This is a genomic window from Streptomyces roseicoloratus (assembly GCF_004117935.1).
GTDB classification, from domain to species: domain Bacteria; phylum Actinomycetota; class Actinomycetes; order Streptomycetales; family Streptomycetaceae; genus Streptomyces; species Streptomyces roseicoloratus.
In genome coordinates this window covers 103,215-126,854 of the sequence record NZ_SDOY01000110.1, presented here as the reverse complement: position 1 = coordinate 126,854, position 23,640 = coordinate 103,215, and the positions used below count along the sequence as shown (strand labels likewise).

The 23,640-nt window shown below is 72.4% G+C and carries 13 protein-coding genes; 4 read left to right on the top strand and 9 right to left on the bottom strand.

Annotation, left to right across the window (positions count from 1 at the left end):
* Window positions 1–53 precede the first annotated feature (53 nt).
* From glgB to ESG85_RS13030, 4 genes are all read right to left on the bottom strand, one after another.
* Window positions 54–2,345 carry a 1,4-alpha-glucan branching enzyme gene (gene glgB, locus ESG85_RS13045; RefSeq protein ID WP_128978710.1) on the bottom strand — a complete coding sequence of 764 codons (2,292 nt, stop codon included), beginning with the start codon at window positions 2,343–2,345 and terminating at the stop codon, window positions 54–56.
* Between the two features lie 199 nt (window positions 2,346–2,544).
* Window positions 2,545–3,894: a maltokinase N-terminal cap-like domain-containing protein gene (locus ESG85_RS13040; protein WP_128978708.1), complete on the bottom strand. Its 1,350-nt coding sequence runs from the start codon at window positions 3,892–3,894 to the stop codon at window positions 2,545–2,547.
* Window positions 3,895–4,127: 233 nt separating this feature from the next.
* Window positions 4,128–5,840: a maltose alpha-D-glucosyltransferase gene (treS, locus tag ESG85_RS13035; RefSeq protein ID WP_128978706.1), complete on the bottom strand. Its 1,713-nt coding sequence runs from the start codon at window positions 5,838–5,840 to the stop codon at window positions 4,128–4,130.
* On the bottom strand, window positions 5,837–7,822 hold the full coding sequence (locus ESG85_RS13030; RefSeq protein WP_128978704.1) for an alpha-1,4-glucan--maltose-1-phosphate maltosyltransferase: 1,986 nt from the start codon (window positions 7,820–7,822) through the stop codon (window positions 5,837–5,839). Before ESG85_RS13030 ends, treS begins: the two co-directional genes overlap by 4 nt.
* 399 nt (window positions 7,823–8,221) lie before the next feature.
* Between ESG85_RS13030 and glgP the strand changes: the two genes are divergently transcribed.
* On the top strand, window positions 8,222–10,795 hold the full coding sequence (glgP, locus tag ESG85_RS13025) for an alpha-glucan family phosphorylase (protein WP_128978702.1): 2,574 nt from the start codon (window positions 8,222–8,224) through the stop codon (window positions 10,793–10,795).
* Window positions 10,796–10,909: 114 nt separating this feature from the next.
* Here the strand turns inward: glgP and ESG85_RS13020 are convergent, their stop codons facing one another.
* The 5 genes from ESG85_RS13020 to glgX form a co-directional block, all read right to left on the bottom strand.
* Window positions 10,910–12,940, bottom strand: coding sequence for a M4 family metallopeptidase (locus ESG85_RS13020; protein WP_128978700.1), 2,031 nt, complete (start codon window positions 12,938–12,940; stop codon window positions 10,910–10,912).
* A 203-nt stretch (window positions 12,941–13,143) separates the two neighbouring features.
* Window positions 13,144–13,650, bottom strand: coding sequence for a TetR/AcrR family transcriptional regulator C-terminal domain-containing protein (locus ESG85_RS13015; RefSeq protein WP_425471213.1), 507 nt, complete (start codon window positions 13,648–13,650; stop codon window positions 13,144–13,146).
* Window positions 13,651–13,701: 51 nt separating this feature from the next.
* Entirely contained in the window at window positions 13,702–15,654 is a 1,953-nt protein-coding gene (locus ESG85_RS13010; protein ID WP_128978696.1) for an ABC transporter ATP-binding protein, read from the bottom strand.
* Entirely contained in the window at window positions 15,651–17,606 is a 1,956-nt protein-coding gene (locus ESG85_RS13005) for an ABC transporter ATP-binding protein (RefSeq protein ID WP_128978694.1), read from the bottom strand. Before ESG85_RS13005 ends, ESG85_RS13010 begins: the two co-directional genes overlap by 4 nt.
* Before the next feature lie 77 nt (window positions 17,607–17,683).
* A complete protein-coding gene (glgX, locus tag ESG85_RS13000; RefSeq protein ID WP_128978692.1) occupies window positions 17,684–19,942 on the bottom strand; it encodes a glycogen debranching protein GlgX in 2,259 nt (752 codons plus the stop codon).
* Window positions 19,943–20,096: 154 nt separating this feature from the next.
* Here glgX and ESG85_RS12995 point away from each other — a divergent pair, with 154 nt between their 5' ends.
* The 3 genes from ESG85_RS12995 (at window position 20,097) to ESG85_RS12985 (ending at window position 23,632) form a co-directional block, all read left to right on the top strand.
* Complete coding sequence (locus ESG85_RS12995; protein ID WP_128978690.1) at window positions 20,097–21,314, top strand: L,D-transpeptidase; 1,218 nt, start codon at window positions 20,097–20,099, stop codon at window positions 21,312–21,314.
* 222 nt (window positions 21,315–21,536) lie between these two features.
* A complete protein-coding gene (locus ESG85_RS12990) occupies window positions 21,537–22,784 on the top strand; it encodes a L,D-transpeptidase (protein ID WP_246094966.1) in 1,248 nt (415 codons plus the stop codon).
* A gap of 80 nt (window positions 22,785–22,864) precedes the next feature.
* Entirely contained in the window at window positions 22,865–23,632 is a 768-nt protein-coding gene (locus ESG85_RS12985; RefSeq protein ID WP_128978685.1) for an enoyl-CoA hydratase/isomerase family protein, read from the top strand.
* The last annotated feature ends 8 nt before the right edge of the window (window positions 23,633–23,640 follow it).

Genomic DNA, 23,640 nt, shown 5'->3' with positions numbered 1-23,640 from the left:
GGCGCCTGCCGGGCCCCGGCGGCCCGCGCGGTTCAGGCGGGCCCGGCCGCGGTTCAGGCGGGCCTGAGCCACACCGTCGCCAGCGGCGGCAGCGTCATCCGGACGCTCGCCGGGCGGCCGTGCCACGGCACCGACTCGGTCTTCACCGGGTCGGTGCCGACCACGCCGCTCCCGCCGTACCGCACGTCGTCCGTGTTCAGCACCTCCGCCCAGGCCGCGAAGGAGTCCGGCACCCCGAGCCGGTAGTCGTGCCGCACCACCGGCGAGAAGTTGCACACCGCGAGCAGCGGCGAGCCGACCGCGTCGAAGCGCAGGAAGGCGAAGACGTTGTCCTCCGCCGCGTCGCCCGCGATCCACTGGAAGCCCTCCGGCGCGGTGTCCCGCTCCCACAGCGACGGCGTCGCCGTGTACACCGTGTTCAGATCGCGCACCAGGTCCCGCACGCCCCGGTGGTCACCGGCCGAGTGGTACGTCTCGTCCATCAGCCACCACTCGGGGCCGTGCTCCGCCGACCACTCGGCGCCCTGGGCGAACTCCTGCCCCATGAACAGCAGTTGCTTGCCCGGGTGGGCCCACATGAAGCCCAGGTACGCCCGGTGGTTGGCACGCCGCTGCCACCAGTCGCCCGGCATCTTCGACACCAGGGAACGCTTGCCGTGCACGACCTCGTCGTGGGAGATCGGCAGGATGTAGTTCTCGCTGTACGCGTACACCATCGAGAAGGTCATCTCGTGGTGGTGGTACTTGCGGTGCACCGGGTCCTTCTCGACGTAGCCGAGCGAGTCGTGCATCCAGCCCATGTTCCACTTCATGCCGAAGCCGAGCCCGCCGAAACCGCCCGGACCCACCTGGTCGGTCGGCCGGGTCACGCCGTCCCAGGCCGTCGACTCCTCGGCGAAGGTGACCACTCCCGGGCAGCGCTTGTACACGGTGGCGTTCATCTCCTGCAGGAAGGCCACCGCGTCCAGGTTCTCCCGGCCGCCGAACTCGTTGGGCAGCCAGTCGCCGCCCTCGCGCGAGTAGTCCAGGTAGAGCATCGACGCGACCGCGTCCACCCGCAGGCCGTCGAGGTGGAACCGCTCGCACCAGTACACGGCGTTGGCGACGAGGAAGTTCCGCACCTCCTTGCGGCCGTAGTCGAACTCCAGGGTGCCCCAGTCCGGGTGGGCCGAACGGCGCGGATCCTCGTGCTCGTACAGCGGCCGCCCGTCGAACTCGGCGAGCGCCCAGTCGTCCCGCGGGAAGTGCGCCGGCACCCAGTCCATCAGGACGCCGATCCCCGCCTGGTGCAGCGCGTCCACCAGGAAACGGAAGTCGTCCGGCGTGCCGAGGCGCGCCGTCGGCGCGTAGAAGCCGGTGACCTGGTAGCCCCACGAGCCGTGGAAGGGATGCTCGGCGACGGCCATGAACTCCACGTGCGTGAAGCCGAGATCGCGCACGTAGGCGGGCAGTTGCTCGGCGAGCTGCCGGTACGTCAGTCCCGGCCGCCACGACGGCAGGTGGACCTCGTACACGGACAGCGGCGCCTCGTGGTGCGGGCGCGCGCCGCGCCGCGCCATCCACTCGTCGTCCTGCCACACGTGGTGGTCGTCGGTGACGACGGACGCGGTGTGCGGCGGGCACTCGGTGCGGCGGGCCATCGGATCGGCACGCAGCGTGTGCGAGCCGTCCGGGCGGGTGATGTCGAACTTGTAGACCGCGCCCTCGCCGATCCCGGGCACGAACAGCTCCCACACGCCGGTCGAGCCGAGCGAGCGCATCGGCAGCGCCGTGCCGTCCCAGTACGTCCAGTCGCCGGTGACGCGCACGCCGCGGGCGTTGGGCGCCCAGACGGTGAAGCGGGTGCCGGTCACGCCCTGGTGGGTCATGACCCGGGCGCCGAGCGCCGTCCACAGTTCCTCGTGCCGGCCCTCGCCGATCAGGTGCAGGTCGAGGTCGCCGAGCGCGGGCAGGAAGCGGTACGGGTCGTCGACGGCCAGCTCGTCGCCGTCGTAGCGGACGCGGAGCTCGTACGCGGGAACCTTGCGGAGCAGCGGGACGAGGGCCGAGAAGATGCCGTCGCCCTCGTCGTGCAGCTGGACGCGCCGCCCCTTGGGGAGCAGCACGGCGACCTCCTTCGCCCACGGGCGCAGCACCCGTACGGCGATCCCGCCCTTCACCGGGTGCGCGCCGAGCAGCCCGTGCGGGTCGTGGTGCTCGCCGGCCAGCAGCCGGGCCCGGTCGCCCGGGTCGAGCGGGGGCGCCTGGCGCACCTGGCGCGCGGCGGCCCGGTCCGGCGTGGCCTCCGCCCGGGGAGCGGGCGTCTTCGGCTTGCGGGCTGTCCTGCCTGCGGATCGGGCGGTCACGGAGAGGCCTCCTGGTGAGGGTGAAGGGGGTGAGGGGGGAAGGGCGCTTTCCACGCAAGCGCAACGCGGCCGGTTCCGCTCGGGACACTCGGCCGAACGGGCCCCGTCGGGTACCCCGCAGGCGGAACGCCCGGCCGTGCCCCGGCGACTGGCCCGACCGGGTGAGCGCCCGGCGGGCCGGGCACGGGAGCGCGGGGGATCACCTCGGTCCCGCCAGGCGCTGGATCGCCGCCATCGGGACCGGCAGCCAGTCCGGACGGTGGCGGGCCTCGTACACGACCTCGTAGACGGCCTTGTCCGTCTCGTAGGCGTGCAGCAGCGCGGGGTGGTCGCGGGGGTCGGTGCCCGCGGCCTCCGCGTAGCCGGTGCAGTAGGCGGCGCGGCAGCGGGCCGCCCACTCGGCGTTCCAGGGCCGGTGGGTGCGGGCCGCGTAGTCGAAGGAGCGGAGCATGCCCGCGATGTCGCGGACCGGCGGCTGCGGGCTGCGCCGCTCGTCCAGCGACTTGGCCGGCTCGCCTTCGAAGTCGATCACCGCCCAGGCGCCGTCGGAGCCGCGCAGTGTCTGTCCGAGGTGCAGGTCGCCGTGGATCCGCTGCAGCGGGCCCGTGCCCGTCGCGTCGCCGGCCGCCGCGAGCACCGCCCGCAGCCCCGGCACGTACGGCAGGAGCGCGGGCACCGCCTTGGCGGCGGCGTGCAGCCGGGCGTCCATCGCGGCGGCCAGGTGAGCGGCCCGGTCGCGCCGGAGCCGTTCGGTGGGCAGGGCGCCGGCCAGCGCGAGGTGCACCTCGGCCGTGGCCCGGCCGAGCTGCCGGGCCTCGACGGTGAACTCCCGCCCGTCGGCGAGCGCGTCGAGCGCGAGCCGCCAGCCGTCGCGCGAGCCGCGCAGATACGGCTGGAGGACGCCCAGCGTGGCCGCGCCGGTCTCGAACCAGGCGACCGGCGCCGGGACCCGTTCGCAGCCCGCCCCGGCCAGCGCGAGCGGCAGTTCCAGGTCCGGGTTGGCGCCCGGACTGACCCGGCGGAAGATCTTGAGGATGAACGAATCTCCGTAGACGAGCGAGGAGTTGGACTGCTCGGCGTCCAGCATCCGGGGTGCGAGTGCCGGGGGCAGCGGGGCCGTGGCGTGGAAGCGCAGCGGGCCGGTCCGGCCGGGGCTGCGCAGCCGTTCGTAGAGCAGTCCGGCGAGCCGCGGATCGCGCAGCCCTTCGTAGACGGCCCGTCCGGCGAGCGGACCCTGGCGGAGCCGCCCGATCAGGGCGGGCGCCAGTCTCGGCGGCAGCTGGGGCCGCACGCCGAGGAGCAACTGGTAGCAGTCGGCGGGTGTTCCGGCCGGACGGCCCGGCTGTTCGACCCGTACGAGCAGATGGAGGAGACCGGGTCCGGTGCCGTCCAGCGGCAGCAGCTCGGTGGCCGCGTCCAGGGTGAACCCGGTGACCCGGCGGCCCTTGCCGGCGAACCAGCGCTGCCGTGGCAGCCAGGCGTGCAGCAAGGGTGTGAGCGAGGCGAGGAGGGCGTCCGGGGCCCGGGTGGTGGATGCGGTCTCCGGCATGGCATCGCGTCCTTTCCCCGGGGTGCGCAAGGGGTGTGCGTAAGCGTTCAAATGCGCAGAGTGTCCCGGATGGCGGCTTCGGCTGTCCGGCTGTGCGGGACGTGTCGGAAGGGGAAGATCCGTATGGGCCCGACAAGAAGGCCCGTATGGACCTGAATCGTGTGTGGGACACAGTTCCCGGTGTGGGGCGGCGGAAACCGCCCCACACGGGACAGAACTGAACTGACGGTACTTCAGGATCGCTTGAGGCGGAACCAGTAGAACCCGTGCCCGGCCAGCGTGAGCAGATACGGCCACTGGCCGATCGCCGGGAACTGCACCCCGCCGATCATCTCCACCGGCTTCACCCCGTCGAAGCGGCGCAGGTCGAGTTCGGTCGGCTGCGCGAACCGGGAGAAGTTGTTCACGCAGAGGACCTGGTCGGCGTCCGGACCGTCCTCGGGGCCGGTCTCGCGGAGGAAGGCGAGAACCGCCGGGTTGGACGAGGGCAGTTCGGTGTACGAGCCGGTCCCGAAGGCGCGGTTCTGCTTGCGGATCTCGATCATCCGCTTCGTCCAGTGCAGCAGCGAGGACGGCGAGGCCATCCCCGCCTCCACGTTGGTCACCTGGTAGCCGTGGACCGGGTCCATGATGGCCGGCAGGAAGAGCCGGCCCGGGTCGCACGAGGAGAAGCCCGCGTTGCGGTCCGGTGTCCACTGCATCGGGGTGCGCACGCCGTCCCGGTCGCCGAGCCAGATGTTGTCGCCCATGCCGATCTCGTCGCCGTAGTACAGCACCGGCGAGCCGGGCAGCGAGAACAGCAGCGCGGTGAACAGCTCCATCTGCTTGCGGTCGTTGTCGAGGAGCGGGGCGAGACGGCGCCGGATGCCGATGTTGGCCCGCATCCGCGGGTCCTTGGCGTACTCGGCGTACATGTAGTCGCGTTCCTCGTCCGTGACCATCTCGAGGGTGAGCTCGTCGTGGTTGCGGAGGAAGATGCCCCACTGGCAGCCCGCCGGGATCTCCGGGGTCTTCGCCAGGATCTCGGAGACCGGGTAGCGGGACTCGCGCCGCACGGCCATGAAGATGCGTGGCATCACCGGGAAGTGGAAGGCCATGTGGCACTCGTCGCCGCCCGTCCCGAAGTCGCCGAAGTAGTCGACGACGTCCTCCGGCCACTGGTTGGCCTCGGCGAGCAGCACCCGGTCCGGGTAGTGCTCGTCGATCTCCTTGCGGACCCGCTTGAGGAAGGCGTGCGTGGCGGGCAGGTTCTCGCAGTTGGTGCCCTCCTCCTGGTAGAGGTACGGCACGGCGTCGAGCCGGAAGCCGTCGATGCCCAGGTCCAGCCAGAAGCGCAGCGCGGACAGGATCTCCTCCTGGACCGCCGGGTTCTCGTAGTTGAGGTCCGGCTGGTGGGAGAAGAAGCGGTGCCAGTAGTACTGCTTGCGGACCGGGTCGAAGGTCCAGTTGGAGGTCTCCGTGTCGACGAAGATGATCCGGGCGTCCGGGAACTGCTTGTCGTCGTCGGCCCAGACGTAGTAGTCGCCGTAGGGGCCTTCGGGGTCGGTGCGGGACTCCTGGAACCACGGGTGCGCGTCGCTCGTGTGGTTCATGACGAAGTCGATGATCACGCGCATGCCCCGCGCGTGGGCCGCGTCCACGAACTCCACGAAGTCGGCGAGGTCGCCGAACTCCGGGAGCACCGAGGTGTAGTCGGCGACGTCGTAGCCGCCGTCCCGCAGCGGGGACTTGAAGAACGGTGGCAGCCAGAGGCAGTCCACGCCCAGCCACTGCAGGTAGTCGAGGCGGGACGTGATGCCCTTCAGATCGCCGACTCCGTCGCCGTTGCTGTCCTGGAACGAGCGGACCAGGACCTCGTAGAAGACCGCCCGCTTGAACCACTCGGGGTCGCGGTCCTTGGCGGGGGTGTCCTCGAAGGTGTCGGGGACGGGTTCGTTGACTGTCATGATGTGGGTGACCCTCCGGTCTGCGGGGACGGTCGCAGGACGAGTACGTGTGCGGGCGTGACACCCGGCTCGAGGCGTACGTAATCGGTCCTGCCCCAGTGATAGGTCTCGCCGGTGAGCTCGTCGCGCACCGGCACGGTCTCGTGCCAGGCGAGGCCGAGTTCCGGCATGTTCAACGAGACCGTGGCCTCCTGGGTGTGGTGGGGGTCGAGGTTGGCGACCACCAGGACGGTGTTCGGACCCGAGCGCTTGGAATACGCGATGACGGCGTCGTTGTCCGTCGCGTGGAAGGTCAGGTTCCGCAGCCGGCGCAGGGCCGGATTGCGGCGCCTGACCCGGTTCAGGGTGGTGATCAGCGGGGCGATGGAGGCACCCGAGCGCTCCGCCGACTCCCAGTCCCGCGGCCGCAGTTGGTACTTCTCCGAGTCCAGGTACTCCTCGCTGCCCTCCCGCAGCGGGGTGTTCTCGCACAGCTCGTAGCCGGCGTAGACACCCCAGGTCGGCGAGAGCGTGGCCGCGAGCACCGCGCGCACCTCGAAGGCCGGCCGGCCGCCGTGCTGGAGGTAGGCGTGCAGGATGTCCGGGGTGTTCACGAAGAAGTTGGGCCGCATGCAGGCGGCGGTGTCCCCGGACAGCTCCGTGAGGTACTCGGTCAGCTCCTGCTTGGTGTTGCGCCAGGTGAAGTAGGTGTACGACTGCTGGAATCCGACGGCGCCGAGCGCGTGCATCATCGCGGGCCGGGTGAACGCCTCCGCCAGGAAGATCACGTCCGGGTCGGCCCGGTTGATCTCGCCGATCACCCGCTCCCAGAACACCACCGGCTTGGTGTGCGGGTTGTCCACCCGGAAGATCCGCACCCCGTGGTCCATCCAGTGCCGCAGCACCCGCACGGTCTCCGCGACGATCCCGTCCATGTCGTTGTCGAACGCGATCGGATAGATGTCCTGGTACTTCTTCGGCGGGTTCTCGGCGTACGCGATCGAGCCGTCCGGGCGGCGGGCGAACCACTCCGGGTGCTTCTCCACCCACGGGTGGTCCGGCGAGCACTGCAGCGCGAAGTCCAGCGCGATCTCCAGGCGCAGCTCGCGCGCCCGCGCCACGAACGCGTCGAAGTCCTCGATCGTGCCCAGATCCGGGTGGACCGCGTCGTGCCCGCCCTCCGGCGAGCCGATCGCCCACGGCACACCCACGTCCTCCGGGCTCGCCGACAGCGAGTTGTTCGGGCCCTTGCGGTGGGTCACTCCGATCGGGTGGATCGGCGGCAGGTAGACCACGTCGAAACCCATCGCGGCGATCGCCGGAAGCCGTTCGGCCGCCGTGCGGAACGTGCCGGGCACCGTCCGGCCGCGCACCTTCCGCACGCCCTCGGACCGCGGGAAGAACTCGTACCAGGAACCGAACAGCGCCCGCTCCCGCTCCACCCGCAGCGGCAACGCCGGGGACTTCGACAGCAGTTCGCGCAGCGGATGGCGGGCCAGGCACTCCAGGACGCGCGGCGTGAGCGCCGCCGCGAGCCGCACCGCGGCCGGCCGGGACTCGTCGCGCAGCGTGTCCGCGACGGCGAGCACCGCCTCCCGGCCGCCGCCCTTCTTCGGCACGCCCTTGGCGGCCCGCTCGTGCAGCTCGGCGCCCTCGGCGAGGACCAGTTCGGAATCGATTCCCGCCGGGATCTTGATCCTCGCGGTCCGCCGCCAGGTGGTGAGCGGGTCGCTCCACGCCTCCACCGTGTACGTCCACGAACCCTCGGCGTCCGGGGTCACCTCCGCGCCCCAGCGGTCGGTGCCCGGGGCCAGTTCGCGCATCGGGATCCACGGGCCGGGCCGGCCGGACGGGCCGCGCAGCACGACATTGGCGGCGACGGCGTCATGCCCCTCGCGGAACACGGTGGCGGTCACTTCGAAGGTCTCGCCCACCACCGCCTTCGCCGGGCGGCGGCCACAGTCGACCAGGGGGCGGACGTCCAGGACGGGAATGCGTCCCATGAGCGGATTCACGGCATCACCTGACGGTTCGCGAGGGTGCGGGTGGTGTGCGCTCTTTCTAGCTCCGTCGGCGGCCCGTTGGTCGCTGGGATGGCCGCCGCCGTACGCGTTCACTCGAATGGCGGGTCTGGAGGGAGTACGGAGGGGTACGGAAAGGAGCCTTGCCCCGGATGCCGGGTGGGCAATCCGGCGCTTTGTTAACTACTAGGGCGTAGCCGGACGGGCAAGAACTCCTCCCGGACAAGAAATCGGCCGGGTCCTTGTGGCGGATCGTCAGACGATGCGCCCCGCGCCCCGTGGTGGGAACCGTCCGCGTCGCGTAAGTTCCGTGCACGGAACCGCGGAAGCACAGCGTGGTGCTTCCGCTCCGCTCCGTCACGGCCTGCGAAGGTGGAACACGTGAAGGCAATCCGTCGATTCACCGTGCGTCCCGTCCTCCCCGACACCCTTCGACCCCTCGCCGACCTGGCGCACAACCTGCGCTGGTCCTGGCACGAACCCACCCGTGAACTCTTCGAGAGCGTGGACCCGGAAGGGATCCGCGCCGCCGACGGCGACCCCGTCCGCGCGCTCGGCGCCATCGACAGCGGGCGGCTCGCCGCGCTCGCCGCCGACCAGGACTTCCTGGCCCGGCTGCGCGCCGCGGCCGAGGACCTCGAGCGCTACCTGACCGAACCCCGCTGGTACCAGGGGCAGCAGGGCGAGCCGCCCGCCTCGGTCGCGTACTTCTCGCCCGAGTTCGGCATCACCGGCGCCCTGCCGCAGTACTCCGGCGGCCTCGGCATCCTGGCCGGCGACCACCTCAAGGCCGCCAGTGACCTCGGCGTCCCGCTCATCGGCGTCGGACTGCTCTACCGGCACGGCTACTTCCGGCAGTCGCTCTCCCGGGACGGCTGGCAGCAGGAGCACTACCCGGTGCTCGACCCGGGCGAGCTGCCGCTCACCCTGCTGCGCGAACCCGACGGCGCCCCCGCCCGCGTCGCCCTGGCGCTGCCCGGCGGGCGCAGCCTGCACGCCCACGTCTGGACCGCCCGGGTCGGCCGGGTCCCGCTGCTGCTGCTCGACTCGGACGTCGAGGAGAACGCGCCCGGCGAACGCGAGGTCACCGACCGGCTCTACGGCGGCGGCAGCGAGCACCGGCTGCTCCAGGAGATGCTCCTGGGCATCGGCGGGGTCCGCGCCGTCCGCACGTACTGCCGGCTCACCGGCACCCCGCAGCCGGAGGTGTTCCACACCAACGAGGGCCACGCCGGCTTCCTCGGGCTCGAACGCATCAGGGAACTGGGCGAGCGGCCGTCCCCCGGCGGCCTGGGGCAGGGCCTCGGCTTCGACGCCGCCCTGGAGGCCGTGCGCGCCGGGACGGTGTTCACCACCCACACGCCCGTCGCCGCCGGCATCGACCGCTTCGACCGCGCGCTCGTCGCCCGCCACTTCGGCGACGACGGCGCCCTGCCCGGCGTCGACACCGGCCGGCTCCTCGCGCTCGGCGACGAGACGCCGCTCGGCGGCGAGCCCGGGGTCTTCAACATGGCCGCCATGGGGCTGCGGCTCGCCCGCCGCGCCAACGGCGTCTCCACGCTCCACGGCTCCGTCAGCCGTGCCATGTTCGCCGGCCTGTGGCCCGGCTTCGACGCCGAGGAGATCCCGCTCACCTCGGTCACCAACGGCGTGCACGCGCCGACCTGGACGGCCCCGGAGGTCGCCCGGCTCGGGCCCGACGCGAGCGACCACGAGCTGTGGGAGCTGCGCCGCACCCTGCGCGAACGGCTCGTCCTCGACGTACGGCAGCGGGTGCGGGCCTCCTGGCGGCAGCGCGGCGCGGCCGCCGCCGAACTCGGCTGGACCGACGGCGTCCTCGACCCCGAGGTCCTGACCATCGGCTTCGCCCGCCGCGTCCCCTCGTACAAGCGGCTCACCCTGATGCTGCGCGACAAGGACCGGCTGCGGTCGCTGCTGCTCCATCCCGAGCGACCCGTGCAGCTGGTCGTCGCGGGCAAGGCGCACCCGGCCGACGACGGCGGGAAGAAGCTGGTGCAGGAGCTGGTGCGGTTCGCCGACGACCCACGGGTGCGGCACCGGATCGTCTTCCTGCCGGACTACGGGATGGGCATGGCCCGCGGCCTCTACCCGGGCTGCGACGTGTGGCTCAACAACCCGCTGCGGCCCCTGGAGGCCTGCGGCACCAGCGGGATGAAGGCCGCGCTCAACGGCTGCCTCAACCTGTCGGTCCTGGACGGCTGGTGGGACGAGTGGTTCGAGCCCGACTTCGGCTGGGCGATCCCGACCGCCGACGGTGCCGCCGCCCTCGACGAGGAGCGCCGCGACGACCTGGAGGCCGCCGCGCTCTACGAGCTGATCGAGCGCCGGGTCGCGCCCCGCTTCTACGACCGCGGCCCGGACGGCGTGCCGTACGGCTGGACCGCGATGGTCCGGCGGACCCTCGCCGACCTCGGGCCCAGGGTGCTCGCGGACCGGATGGTGAAGGAGTACGTGGAGCGGCTCTACACCCCGGCAGCCGAGGCCCACCGGGCCCTCGGTCCGGAAGCGGCCCGCTCGCTGGCCGCCTGGAAGGCCCGGGTGCGCGGGGCCTGGCCGCGGGTGTCGGTCGACCACGTGGAGGTGGGCGACGACCTCGAGGACGCGGAGCTCGGTGCGACTCCGGCGGTCCGCGTCCGGGTGTCGCTCGGCGAACTGGGCCCCGAGGACGTCGAGGTGCAGGCGGTGACCGGCCGGGTGGACGCGGACGACCGGCTGCGCGACCCCCGCGCCGTGGTCCTCAAACCGGCGGGCGGCCCCGACCTGGAGGGCCGCCTGCCCTACGCGGGCGCCCTGTCCCTGGACCGCACGGGCCCCTTCGGCTGCACGGTCCGGGTCCTCCCCTCGCACCCTCTCCTGGACCACCCGGCGGAACCGGGTCTGGTGGCGCTGCCGGCGGAGACGAAGGGGGAGGGGGCGGGGGTCCTGATGCGCTGAACGCCGGGACGGGAGGCCGCGTCCGACGACGACGGCCCCCGGGGTGAACCCACCCCGGGGGCCGTCGTTCTGACGTGGATCAGTGAGCCGGACCGGTCTTCACCGGCCGTGGGCTTACGGGAACGTCAGCTTGAAGCTGTTGATGTAACCCGTGTCCCACGAGGCCTTGTCCTGGACGCGGAGCTTCCAGGTGCCGTTGGCGACCTCGGAGGAGGCGTTCACGGTGTAGGTCTGGTTGATGTTGTCGGTGCTGCCACCGGACCGGTTGTGCAGGTTGTAGACCGAGCCGTCGGGCGCGATGAGGTCCACGACCAGGTCACCGATGTAGGTGTGGACGATGTTCACGCCGACCTTGAGGGTGCTCGGCGCGTTGCCGGAGACACCGGTGACGCTGACCGAGGAGGTCACGGCGGAGCCGTAGTCCGGGATGGACACGTCGGCCGTGTTCTCGAAGACCTTGCCGCCGGGGTCGGGGTCGCCGCCGCCCGGACGGGTTCCGACGTTGACGCCGGCCCAGGCGTGCTGCACCGCGAGGACCTCGGGGCTGTTCGCGCCGTACAGCTCGGTCGCCGCCGCGACGGTGCCCGTGCGGGCGCCGGCGTAGTTGGTGTTCGAGCTGAACTTGGTGGTGAGCGCCTTGAACCAGATCAGCGACGCCTTGTCACGGCCGATGCCGGTGACGGGCAGGCCGTCGGAGGTCGGCGAGTCGTAGTTCACGCCGTTGACGGTCTTGGCACCGCTGCCCTCGGAGAGCAGGTAGTACCAGTGGTTGGCGACGCCCGAGGAGTAGTGGACGTCGACGTTGCCGATACCGGAGTACCAGTAGTCCTTGGACGAGCCGTCCTTGCTCGGCTTGTCCATGTACCGCAGCGGGGTGCCGTTGCCGCGGATGTCGATCTTCTCGCCGACGAGGTAGTCGCCCTTGTCCTGGGCGTTGTTGGCGTAGAACTCGACCGCCGCCGCGAAGATGTCCGAGGTGGCCTCGTTGAGGCCGCCGGACTCGCCGCTGTAGACCAGGCCGGCGGTGTTGGAGGTGACGCCGTGCGTCATCTCGTGCGCGGCCACGTCGATGGAGGTCAGCGGCTTGCTGTTGCCGGACCCGTCGCCGTAGGTCATGCAGAAGCAGGAGTCCTGCCAGAAGGCGTTGACGTACGCGTTGCCGTAGTGGACCCGGGAGTACGCGCCGACGCCGTCGCCGCGGATGCCGGAGCGGCCGTGCACGTTCTTGTAGTAGTCCCAGGTGAGCGCGGCGCCGTAGTGCGCGTCGGCGCCCGCGGTCTCCTTGTTGGACGGGAGCCCGTTGCCCCAGACGTCGGTGCTGTTGGTGAACAGCGTGCCGGTGCCGGAGGAGCCGCCGTTGAGGTTGTACGTCTTGTGGTTGCCGCGGCCCGTGTCCGTCAGGGTGTACGACGGGGCGGTGCCGAGGGTGACCTGGCCGCTGTACATGGTGTTGCCGGTGCCGGTGTGGACACCCTGCCACTCGTACAGCTTCGCGCCGGTCTTGGCGTCGGTGATGACGTGCAGCTCGTTCGGCGTGCCGTCCTGCTGGAGGCCGCCGACGACCGTCTCGTAGGCGAGGACGGGCGTGCCGTTCGCGGCCCAGACGACCTTGCGCGGGGCGCGCTCGGCCTTGGCGCTCTTGGCGCCGTCGGCGCTCGCGACGCCGAGGGCCTGCTTCTGGGCGGCGGCCGGGGCGAGGGTCGCCGCGGCGGTGTCCACCTTCGTGATGTCGGCGCGGGTGGCCTTCGCGACGGAGGCGGTGGCGCCGGCCTTGGTCTCGGCGACGATCAGGTCACCGCCGAGCACGGGCAGCCCGTTGAGCGTGCGCTCGTAGCGCGTGTGGGTCGTGCCGTCGCGGTCCTGGACGACGTCGCGGACGACCAGCTTCTCCTGGGCGCCGAGGCCGAGCTGCTTGGCCGTCGCGGCGGAGTCCGCCTGCGCGGCCTTGATGAGCGCGGCGCGCTGGGCGGGGGAGAGGTCGGCCGGCAGCTTGCCGGGGTTGGCCTTGCCGGCCGCCTGCGCCGTGGGCGCGGTGCCGAGCTGGTCGGCGGTGGCGGTGCCGGTCTGGACGCCGACGGCGATCATGGCGGCGGCAGCGATCAGAGCGCCGGTCGCGGTGGCGCGACGGCTGGGCGTGGATCTCACGCAGACTCCTTTTGCGAGGGGGGTACCGGGTGACTGGGTGGGGCCGCCCGGGCAGAGCAAACAGAGCTGTGGAGCACGTACGGGTGAACGGCTGAACGTCGTTGCGAAGAGCCGGGGAGAGAGTGACAGCTGCGGACACCGTCTGTCAGGAGCGCGTCAACAAGTTGACCGGAAATCGTCCGTTGCCCGAAAGGGCGTGTTCGTTAAGCGGACGTTTCGCCGATCATTGCGGCGATGCCGTCCGGCGTTCTCCGCAGGCCGAACTCGAAGAGCGACTCCAGGTCGAGGCGGAAGTCCCCCTCCTCGGAGAGGGGAAGCGGCAGGGCATGGGAACCGGACGACTGGATCGCGTCGCATCGTGGCTCGTTCTTTTCCCTCCGCTCGTCGCCGGAGACACCGGTCTCCCGGCGCGCCCGCTCCTCGAACTCGTCCGCCGGTCCCACCCCTTGGACGTACGCGAAGATCGCCAGATGGGGGTGCGGCTTCTGCTCGGCCGTCATCGCGGTCGGGCGCGGCACCGCCGGCACCCACTCCGTGGACGCCATCGCGTGCGGAGAGGCGACCGGCCGCGTGAACCCGGCCATGGCGTGCGCCATCCACCGGTGCGGCGCATACACCCCGAGCAGCCGGCGCGGTCCTCCACCCCGTCCGTGTCCGGCGCGGGGACCGCGGCCGCCCTGCCGGTGCTCCTGACCACGACCCCGGCGCACGGCCTCCTGCGGAGCCGCGCGCCCGCGGCCGGCACTGAGCGCGAGGAGGCGTCAGCTCACCAGGCTGTCGCGCCAGGCGCGGTGGAGGCCCGCGTAGTGGCCCCCGCCGCCCACCAGTTCGGACGGCGGGCCGTCCTCCACCACGTGGCCCGCCTCCATCACCAGGACCCGGTCGGCGACCTCCACCGTGGACAGGCGGTGGGCGATGACCACCGCCGTCCGGCCCGCCAGTACCGTGTCCATCGCGCGCTGCACCGCACGCTCGCCCGGCACGTCCAGCGAACTCGTCGCCTCGTCCAGGATGAGCACGGCCGGGTCCGCGAGCAGCGCCCGCGCGAAGGCGACGAGCTGGCGCTGGCCGGCCGAGATGCGGCCGCCGCGCTTGCGGACGTCCGTGTCGTAGCCGTCCGGCAGGCCCGCGATGAAGTCATGGGCGCCGATCGCCTTGGCCGCCTGCTCGATCTCCGCGCGGCTCGCGTCCGGCCGGCCGATCACGATGTTCTCCGCGACCGTGCCCGAGAACAGGAACGCCTCCTGCGTCACCATCACCACGCCCCGCCGCAGCTCCGGCGTCGACAGCTCCCGCAGATCGACGCCGTCGAGCAGCACCCGCCCCTCCGTCGGGTCGTAGAAGCGCGCCAGCAGCTTCGCCAGCGTCGACTTGCCCGCGCCCGTCGCACCGACCACCGCGACCGTCTGGCCCGCCGGGATCGTCAGGTCGAAGCGCGGCAGCACCTCGCCGCCCGTCCGGTACGCGAACCGCACGCCCTCGAAGACGACCTCGCGCCCCGGCCCGCCCCCGCTCCGCTCCGGCAGCGGGCGCGGCGCCGACGCCTCCGGGACGCCCGGCTCCTGCGCGAGCAGGCCCGCGATCTTCGCGAGCGAGGCCGCCGCCGACTCGTACGAGTTGAGGAACATGCCGAGCCGGTCGATCGGGTCGTACAGCCGCCGCACGTACAGTACGGCCGCCGCCAGCACGCCCAGCTCCAGGCTCCCCTCCGCCACCCGCCACGCGCCCCACAGACACATCCCGGCCACCGCCGTGTTGGCGACCAGCCGCGAGCCCACCACATAGCGGGCCATCTCCAGGAGCGCGTCGCCGTTGCTGCGCGCGTGCCGCTCGTTCAGGGCGGCGAACTCGGCGTCGTTGGCCCGCTCCCGGCGGAACGCCCGTACCGGCCGGATGCCGTTCATCGTCTCCGCGAACTTCACGATCACCGCGGCGATCGCCGTCGACCGCCGCGCGAACACCACCGCCGAGCGGCGCCGGTAGAGCCGTACGAGCAGGTACAGCGGCCCGAACGACGCCACCGCGACCGCGCCGATGCCCAGGTCCAGCCACAGCAGCACCAGCGCGATCGACACGAACGACAGGACCACGCCGATCAGCTCCTGCAGCCCCTCGGACAGCAGCTCGCGCAGCGACTCGACGTCGGTCGTGGACCGGGAGATCAGCCGGCCGGAGGTGTAGCGCTCGTGGAAGTCCACGCTGAGCTCCTGCGCGTGCCGGAAGATCCGCCCGCGCAGGTCGAGCAGGACGTCCTGGTTGATCCGGGCCGCGGCCCGCACGAAGACGTACTGCAGCAGCGCGCCGCCCGCCGCGCACAGCAGGTACCCGAGGGCCACGACGACCAGCGGCCCGTGCTCGCCGGCCCGGAAGGCCGGCACGCCGCGGTCGATCGCGTACGCCACCAGCAGCGGGCCCGCCTGGAGCGCGGCCTGCTGCACGAGCAGTACGAGCGCGGCGACCACGACCCGCGCCCTGTGCGCGGCGAGCAGCGAACGCAGCAGCCGCCCCGTGGCGCCGGGGGCCACGGGCAGGTCGTCCTGGTCGAACGGGTCGGGGGCGGACGCCGTGGTCCGAAGGAGAGCAGGGTCCCGGTCCGGGCCGGGGGCCGGGGCCGGTTCCGGGGCCGGGTCGGCCGGGGGCCGCGTGCGGCCGGCCTCGGTCCCGGCCGAGGTGAGGTCCGGGGTTCCGGACGCGGTGTCGGTGCCGTCCTTCATCGGGCCCCCTCCTCCTCGCCCGACATCAGCCAGGCGTACTCGGCGCTGGTGCGCAGCAGTTCGTGATGGGTGCCGACCGCCGTGATCCGGCCGCCGGAGAGCAGCGCCACCCGGTCGGCCAGCAGCACCGTCGACGGCCGGTGGGCCACCACCAGCGCCGTCGTGTCGCGCAGCACCTCCCGGAGGGCCGCCTCGACGCGCGCCTCGGTGTGGACGTCCAGCGCCGACAGGGGGTCGTCCAGGACCAGGAAGCGCGGCCGGCCGACGACCGCGCGCGCCAGGGCCAGCCGCTGCCGCTGCCCGCCCGACAGGCTCAGACCCTGCTCGCCCACCTCGGTGCCGGTGCCGTCGGGCAGCCGGTCCACGAAGCCGTCCGCCTGGGCGACGGCGAGCGCCCGGCGCAGCTCCGGCTCGCCGGCGTCGGACCCGGCGCCCATCAGGACGTTCGCGCCGACGCTCGCCGAGAACAGGGTCGGCTCCTCGAACGCCACGGACACCAGGGACCGCAGCCGGTCCCGCGCCAACAGCGTGACGTCCTCGCCGTCGAGCAGGATGCGCCCGCCGGTCACCTCGTGCAGCCGCGGTACGAGCGCGGTCAGGGTGGTCTTGCCGGAACCCGTCCCGCCGACCAGGGCCATGGTCTCGCCCGGCCGGATGTGCAGGTCGACGCCGTCGAGCACGGGCGGAGCGCCGGCCGGCGCGTCCGGGTAGCGGAAGGTGACGTCCTCGAACCGCACCCCGTCCGCGGCCCGCACCCCGTCCGCGCCGCGCACCCCGTTCGCGGTCCGCGCCCCTTCCGTGCCGCGCGCCGCACCCGCGGCTGACCTGGCTGACCCGGCGGTGGCGACTCCGGCGGTGGCGGCTCCGGCGGTGGCCGCTGCTCCGGCGGCCGCCGCGGCCTCCGGAGCCCCGCCCGTCTCCGCCTCCTCCGCCGCGTCCATCACCTCGAAGTAGCGTTCCGTCGCCGTCGCCGCCTCCTGGCTCATCGCGAGCAGGAAGCCGATCGACTCCACCGGCCAGCGCAGCGCGAGCGCCGTCGACAGGAACGCCACCAGCGTGCCCGCCGACAGCTCGCCGTCGGCGACCCGCACCGTGCCGAGGACCAGCGCCGCGCCCACCGCCAGCTCCGGCAGGAACGTGATGAACGCCCAGATGCCCGCGAGGAGACGGGCCTTCACCAGCTCCGTGCCGCGCAGCCGCTCCGCCAGCGTGCGGAACGCCTCCGCCTGGCTGCGGTGGCGGCCGAAACCCTTGACGATCCGGATGCCCAGCACGCTCTCCTCGACGACCGTCGTCAGATCGCCCACCTGGTCCTGCGCCCGCCGCGCCACGACCGAGTACCGCCGCTCGAAGACCGACGAGAGGATCACCATCGGCACGACCGGGGTCAGCAGCACCAGGCCGAGCGTCCAGTCCTGGGCGAACAGCACCCCGTAACCGGCCAGGATCGTCACCGCGTTGACCAGCAGGAAGGTCAGCGGGAAGGCCAGGAACATCCGGACCATCATCAGGTCCGTGGTGGCCCGCGAGAGCAGCTGGCCCGAGGCCCACCGGTCGTGGAAGGCGATCGGCAGCCGCTGGAGCCGCCGGTAGAGCGCGGCCCGCATGCCGGCCTCGACCCCGGCCAGCGGACGGGCCACCAGCCAGCGCCGGAAGCCGAACAGGACGGCCTCGGCGATGCCGAGGAGCAGCAGGTACAGCGCGCCGAGCCACACCCCGGTCCCGTCGCCGTGCGTGACCGGCCCGTCCACCAGCCACTTCAGGACGAGCGGGATGACGAGCGACAGACAGGAGGCGACGATCGCGACGAACGCGGCGGTGAGGAGGCGGACGCGCACGGGCCGTACGTACGGCCACAGGCGCAGCAGCGAGCGCACGGTGGAGTGGCCGGAGTCGTTCTCCGGGTGCTCCGCCGGCCGCTCTTCCTTGGTGGGTGCATGTTTTTCGGGCATCAGGTCCGAGCCTAGGGTTCACCCCTGACATCCCTCATGTGGTTTTCCGGCCGCGACCGCGAGGGCGGACCCGCCCGCTACCCGCTGCCGTCCGGCGGCACCGGGCCGCCCACCACCCGCAGCAGCAGCACCGAACGGCCCTCCACCGTCACCGTCCCGCCGCCCCGGTGCACCGTGCCCGGCGCCGCGCCCTGCTCGTCCAGGCCGGTGTCCACCACCCGTTCGTACGCCTCCGCCCACGGCGGGCCCGGCAGCCGGAAGTCCACCGGGCGGTGGTCCGCGTGCAGGACCGCCAGGAAGCTGTCGTCGGTGACCTGCTCGCCGCGGGCGTCGCGGCCCGGGATGTCACGGCCCGACAGGTACAGGCCGAGCGTGGCGGCCGGCGCGTACCAGTCGCCCTCCGTCATCTCGGTGCCCGCGGCGGTGAACCAGGCCAGGTCCCGCAGCCCGTCCGCGCCCTGCGGCCGGCCCGAGAAGAACGCGCGGCGGCGCAGCACCGGGTGGCGGTGGCGCAGGTCCAGCAGCCTGCGGGTGAGGGCGAGGAGCTGTGCGCGGCCCGGTTCCTCGGGCAGGCTCCAGTCGAGCCAGCCGATCTCGTTGTCCTGGCAGTAGGCGTTGTTGTTGCCGCCCTGGGTGCGGCCCATCTCGTCGCCCGCGACGAGCATCGGCACGCCGGTGGACAGCAGCAGGGTGGTCATCAGGTTGCGCAGCTGGCGGCGGCGCAGCGCGTTGACGGCCGGGTCGTCGGTCTCGCCCTCGGCGCCGCAGTTCCAGGACCGGTTGTCGTTCGTGCCGTCGCGGTTGCCCTCGCCGTTGGCCTCGTTGTGCTTGCGCTCGTACGACACCAGGTCCCGGAGGGTGAAGCCGTCGTGCGCGGTGACGAAGTTGACGGAGGCGTACGGGCGGCGCCCGCCCCAGGCGTACAGGTCGCTGGAGCCGGAGAGCCGGTAGCCGAGGTCGCGCACGTCGGGCAGCGCGCCGCGCCAGAAGTCTCGTACGGCGTCGCGGTAGCGGTCGTTCCACTCCGTCCACAGCGGCGGGAAGGCGCCCACCTGGTAGCCGCCGTTGCCGACGTCCCACGGCTCGGCGATCAGCTTCACCCGGCGCAGCACCGGGTCCTGGGCGATGACCGCGAGGAACGGCGACAGCATGTCGACGTCGTGGAAGGAGCGGGCGAGGGCCGCGGCGAGGTCGAAGCGGAAGCCGTCCACGCCCATCTCGGTCACCCAGTAGCGCAGGCTGTCCGTGATGAGCCGGAGCACCTGCGGCTGCACCACGTGCAGGGTGTTGCCGCAGCCGGTGTAGTCGGCGTACCGGCGGGCGTCCGACTGGAGGCGGTAGTAGCCGCGGTTGTCGATGCCCTTCAGCGACAGCGTCGGGCCCAGCTCGCCCGCCTCCGCCGTGTGGTTGTAGACCACGTCGAGGATGACCTCGATGCCGGCCGCGTGCAGCGCCCGCACCATCCGTTTGAACTCGCCGACCTGCTGCCCGGCCGTGCCGCTCGACGAGTACGCGGCGTGCGGCGCGAAGTAGCCGATCGAGTTGTAGCCCCAGTAGTTGGTGAGGCCCCGCCGCAGCAGGTGGTCCTCGTGCGCGAACTGGTGCACCGGCAGCAGCTCGACGGCCGTCACCCCGAGCCGCACCAGGTGCTCGATCGCGGCGGGGTGCGCGAGCCCCGCGTACGTGCCGCGCAGCCGCTCGGGGATGCCCGGGTGGCGCGCGGTGAAGCCCTTGACGTGCAGCTCGTAGATGACCGAGTCCGGCCAGGGCGTCTTGGGCCTGCGGTCGTCCGACCAGTCGTCGTCGTCCTGCACGACGACGCCCTTGGGCACGTACGGCGCCGAGTCCCGCTCGTCGCGCACGGTGTCGGCGACGTGCTGCTGCGGCCAGTCCCGTACGTGCCCGTACACCTCGGGCGGCAGCCCGGAACGGGCGAAGTCCCCGTCGACGGCCCGCGCGTACGGGTCGAGGAGCAGCTTCGCCGGGTTCCAGCGGGCCCCGGTCCACGGGTCCCAGCGGCCGTGCACCCGGTAGCCGTAGCGCTGTCCCGGCCCGACGCCGGGCACGAAGCCGTGCCAGATCTCGTGGGTGAGTTCGGTCAGCTCCAGGCGGGTCTCGCCGCCCTCGGCGTCGAACAGGCACAGCTCCACCGCCTCCGCACCGCCCGCCCACAGCGCGAAGTTGGTGCCGGCGACCCCGTCGGGTCCCACCCGGCAGCGGGCGCCCAGCGGCGTCGGCGCGCCCGGCCACACCGGCGGCCGGTCCGCCCGCGCCGCCGGGGCCCGCCGGGCCCGGGCATGCTCGTGTACCGCCTCCTGCTCGGCTGCGCTCGACACCGTCCGGCCTCCCGCGGCTCGCCCCGCTCGGACCCGCGGCGTCCCGGCCGCGGCCCCGCACCGGGTCCTCCCACCTGTTCTGCCCGCGCCGCCGTGCTCCCAACATGCCCCGCACGCACGTTTCCCCTGGAGGGGGGCCGTCGTTGGGCCGGGCGTGAGACATGTACTGAAGCGGGCCGGGTACGCGCTCGCGGTGGCGGGCCTCCTCGTGGGCCTCGCGGGCTGCACCGGAGCGGACGGCGGCGGGGGCATCCACCTTCCCCTGCCGGGGAAGGCGCGGGCGCCGGGCGACGTGATCCGGGTCAGCCCGGAGGACGGCGCCCGGGGCGTGCCGGCCGACGAGCCCCTGGAGGTGAGGGTCGACAGCGGGCGCCTGGAACGGGTGACGGTCGTCCAGGTGGAGGACGCGCAGCGGACCGAGGTGGCGGGCGAGCTCTCCGCGGACGGACTGCGCTGGAGGCCCCGCCCGGACACCCGGCTCGCGCTCGCCGCCAAGTACAGCGTGGACGCGGTCGCGCTGGACGCGCACGGCCGCCGCTCGGCCCGGCACACCACCTTCACCACCGTGGTGCCCGAGCACCGGTTCATCGGCTACTTCAAGCCCGAGAACCGCTCCACGGTCGGCACCGGGATGATCGTCTCCTTCTCCTTCAACCGGGAGATCGAGAACCGCGCGGAGGTCGAGCGGGCCGTCCGGGTCACCTCCGACCCGCCGGTGGAGGTCGTCGGCCACTGGTTCGGCAAGGACCGCCTCGACTTCCGGCCCCGGGAGTACTGGGCGCCGGGCACCAGGGTGACGGTCGAGCTGGCGCTGCGCGACGTCGAGGGCGCGCCCGGCGTCTACGGCATCCAGCGCAAGACGGTCGGCTTCACGGTCGGCCGCTCGCAGGTCTCCCGGGTCGACGCCGAGAAGCACACCATGGAGGTGCGCAGGAACGGCGAGCTGCTCACCACCCTGCCCGTCACGGCCGGGGCGCCGAAGACCACCACGTACAACGGGAAGATGGTGGTCACGGAGATGTTCGACGTGACGCGGATGGACGGGCGGACGGTCGGCTTCGGCGGCGAGTACGACATCAAGGACGTGCCGCACGCGGTGCGCCTCACGGACTCGGGGACCTTCCTGCACGGCAACTACTGGGCGTCCGCCTCGACGTTCGGCTCGGCCAACGTCAGCCACGGCTGCGTCGGCCTGCGGGACGTGAAGGGCGGCGGTTCGGACACCCCGGCCGGCTGGTTCTTCGACCGGACGCTCATCGGCGACGTGGTGGAGGTCGTCAACTCGCGCGACAAGCGGGTGGCTCCGGACAACGGCCTCGGCGGCTGGAACATGGAGTGGAGCCTGTGGAAGGCCGGCTCGGCACTCCGCTGAGCCCCTCCGCCTCGCGTCGGCACCCGCACGGCCCCTGAGAGCCCTCTCGGGGGCCGTCGTCGGCCGCTCTCCCGTCGTATCACGCCAACTGGGACTGAACGGTGACATTGGCGTGGAACTTTCGTGTCCTGCGGTGTGATTAATTAACGCCGTGTGCGCGGGAGGATGCGCATGGGGGCGGGGCCCGGGCGATGCCGGGGTCGTGCGAGGGGAGAGAACATAGTGAACGGCCAGCCGATATCCGGCACGACCACCGGACGACGGCGTCGTGGCACCCGCCTGGGAGCCCTGGCGACGGGAGCCCTGCTCCTCGTCCTGACGGCGTGCGGCGGCGGCGACGCCGACGGCGGCGCCAAGGGAGGCAAGGACGGCGCGGGCAGCGGTGCCGGCAAGCAGGAGATCGCGGCCTCGCAGGCCGTGGTCACGATCGCCCCGAAGGACGGCGCCGACGCGGTCGCCACCAGCGGCGCGCTGAAGGTGACGGCCCAGCAGGGCAAGCTGACCTCGGTGACGGTCTCCGACACCGAGGGCCACAAGGTCGAGGGCAAGGTCTCGGCCGACGGCAGCACCTGGGAGCCGCTCGAGCACCTGTCCGCGAGCACCCAGTACAAGGTGCACGCGATCGCCAAGGACGCCGAGGGACGTGAGTCGGCGAAGGACACCACCTTCTCGACGCTCACGCCGAAGAACACCTTCATCGGCCACTACACGCCGGAGAACGGCCAGACCGTCGGCGTCGGCATGCCGGTCTCGATCAACTTCACCCGCGGCATCACCGACCCGGAGGCCGTCGAGCGCGCCATCAAGGTCACGGCCGAGCCGTCGGTGGAGATCGAGGGCCACTGGTTCGGCAACGACCGCCTCGACTTCCGGCCGGAGAACTACTGGGCCGCGGGCACCAAGGTGACCGTGCAGCTCAACCTGGACGGCGTCGAGGGCCGCCCGGGCGTCTACGGCACCCAGAAGAAGACCTTCTCCTTCACCATCGGGCGCCGTCAGGTCTCCACGGTGGACGCGAGCGCCAAGACGATGAAGGTCGAGCGCGACGGCAAGATCATCAAGACCCTGCCGATCACCGCGGGCGCGCCGTCCACGACGACGTACAACGGCCAGATGGTCATCAGCGAGAAGTACAAGGTGACCCGGATGAACGGCGCCACCGTGGGCTTCGGCGGCGAGTACGACATCAAGGACGTGCCGCACGCGATGCGCCTGTCCACCTCGGGCACCTTCGTCCACGGCAACTACTGGGCGTCCGCCTCGACGTTCGGCTCGGCCAACGTCAGCCACGGCTGCGTCGGCCTGCGCGACACCCGCGGCGCCGGTGACAGCACGACGCCGGCCGCCTGGTTCTACGACCGCTCGCTGATCGGTGACGTCATCGTCGTGAAGAACTCCAAGGACAAGCAGATCCAGCCGGACAACGGCCTCAACGGCTGGAACATGTCCTGGTCGGAGTGGAAGTCGTAGGACCTCCCGCTCCGCGGGCCCCCGTGCTGTGACCAACGGCATGGGGGCCCGTTCCGTTAACGCGGACTAACCTTCGGACCATGACTGTGAACCTCGAAGTCGCCGAAGGCGTCGGCACGATCCGCCTCGACCGCCCCCCGATGAACGCCCTCGACATCGCCACCCAGGACCGGCTGCGCGAGCTGGCCCAGGAGGCGACCGACCGCGACGACGTACGGGCGGTGATCCTCTACGGCGGCGAGAAGGTGTTCGCGGCCGGCGCGGACATCAAGGAGATGCAGGTCATGGACCACGCGGCCATGGTCAAGCGGTCCCGCGCGCTGCAGGACTCCTTCACCGCCATCGCCCGCATTCCCAAGCCGGTCGTCGCGGCCGTCACCGGCTACGCCCTGGGCGGCGGCTGCGAGCTGGCGCTGTGCGCCGACTACCGGATCGCCGCGGACAACGCCAAGCTGGGCCAGCCCGAGATCCTCCTCGGCCTCATCCCGGGCGCCGGCGGCACCCAGCGGCTCTCCCGTCTCATCGGTCCCTCCAGGGCCAAGGACCTCATCTTCACCGGCCGCATGGTGAAGGCCGACGAGGCGCTGCGGCTGGGCCTGGTGGACCGCGTGGTCCCCGCCGCCGAGGTCTACGAGCAGGCGCACGCCTGGGCCGCGAAGCTCGCCCAGGGCCCGGCGATCGCGCTGCGCGCCGCGAAGGAGGCCGTCGACCAGGGCCTGGAGGCCGACATCGACACCGGTCTCGCCATCGAGCGCACCTGGTTCGCGGGCCTGTTCGCCACCGAGGACCGCGAGCGCGGCATGCGCAGCTTCGTCGAGGAGGGCCCGGGCAAGGCCAAGTTCGTCTGAGTGGCCGG

Coding starts and splice junctions, on each gene's coding strand:
- ESG85_RS13010 (WP_128978696.1), bottom strand. CDS start 15,654: ATGAAGGACGGCACCGACACCGCGTCCGGAACCCCGGACCTCACCTCG.
- treS (WP_128978706.1), bottom strand. CDS start 5,840: ATGACAGTCAACGAACCCGTCCCCGACACCTTCGAGGACACCCCCGCC.
- ESG85_RS13040 (WP_128978708.1), bottom strand. CDS start 3,894: ATGCCGGAGACCGCATCCACCACCCGGGCCCCGGACGCCCTCCTCGCC.
- ESG85_RS12985 (WP_128978685.1), top strand. CDS start 22,865: ATGACTGTGAACCTCGAAGTCGCCGAAGGCGTCGGCACGATCCGCCTC.
- ESG85_RS13030 (WP_128978704.1), bottom strand. CDS start 7,822: ATGGGACGCATTCCCGTCCTGGACGTCCGCCCCCTGGTCGACTGTGGC.
- ESG85_RS13005 (WP_128978694.1), bottom strand. CDS start 17,606: ATGCCCGAAAAACATGCACCCACCAAGGAAGAGCGGCCGGCGGAGCAC.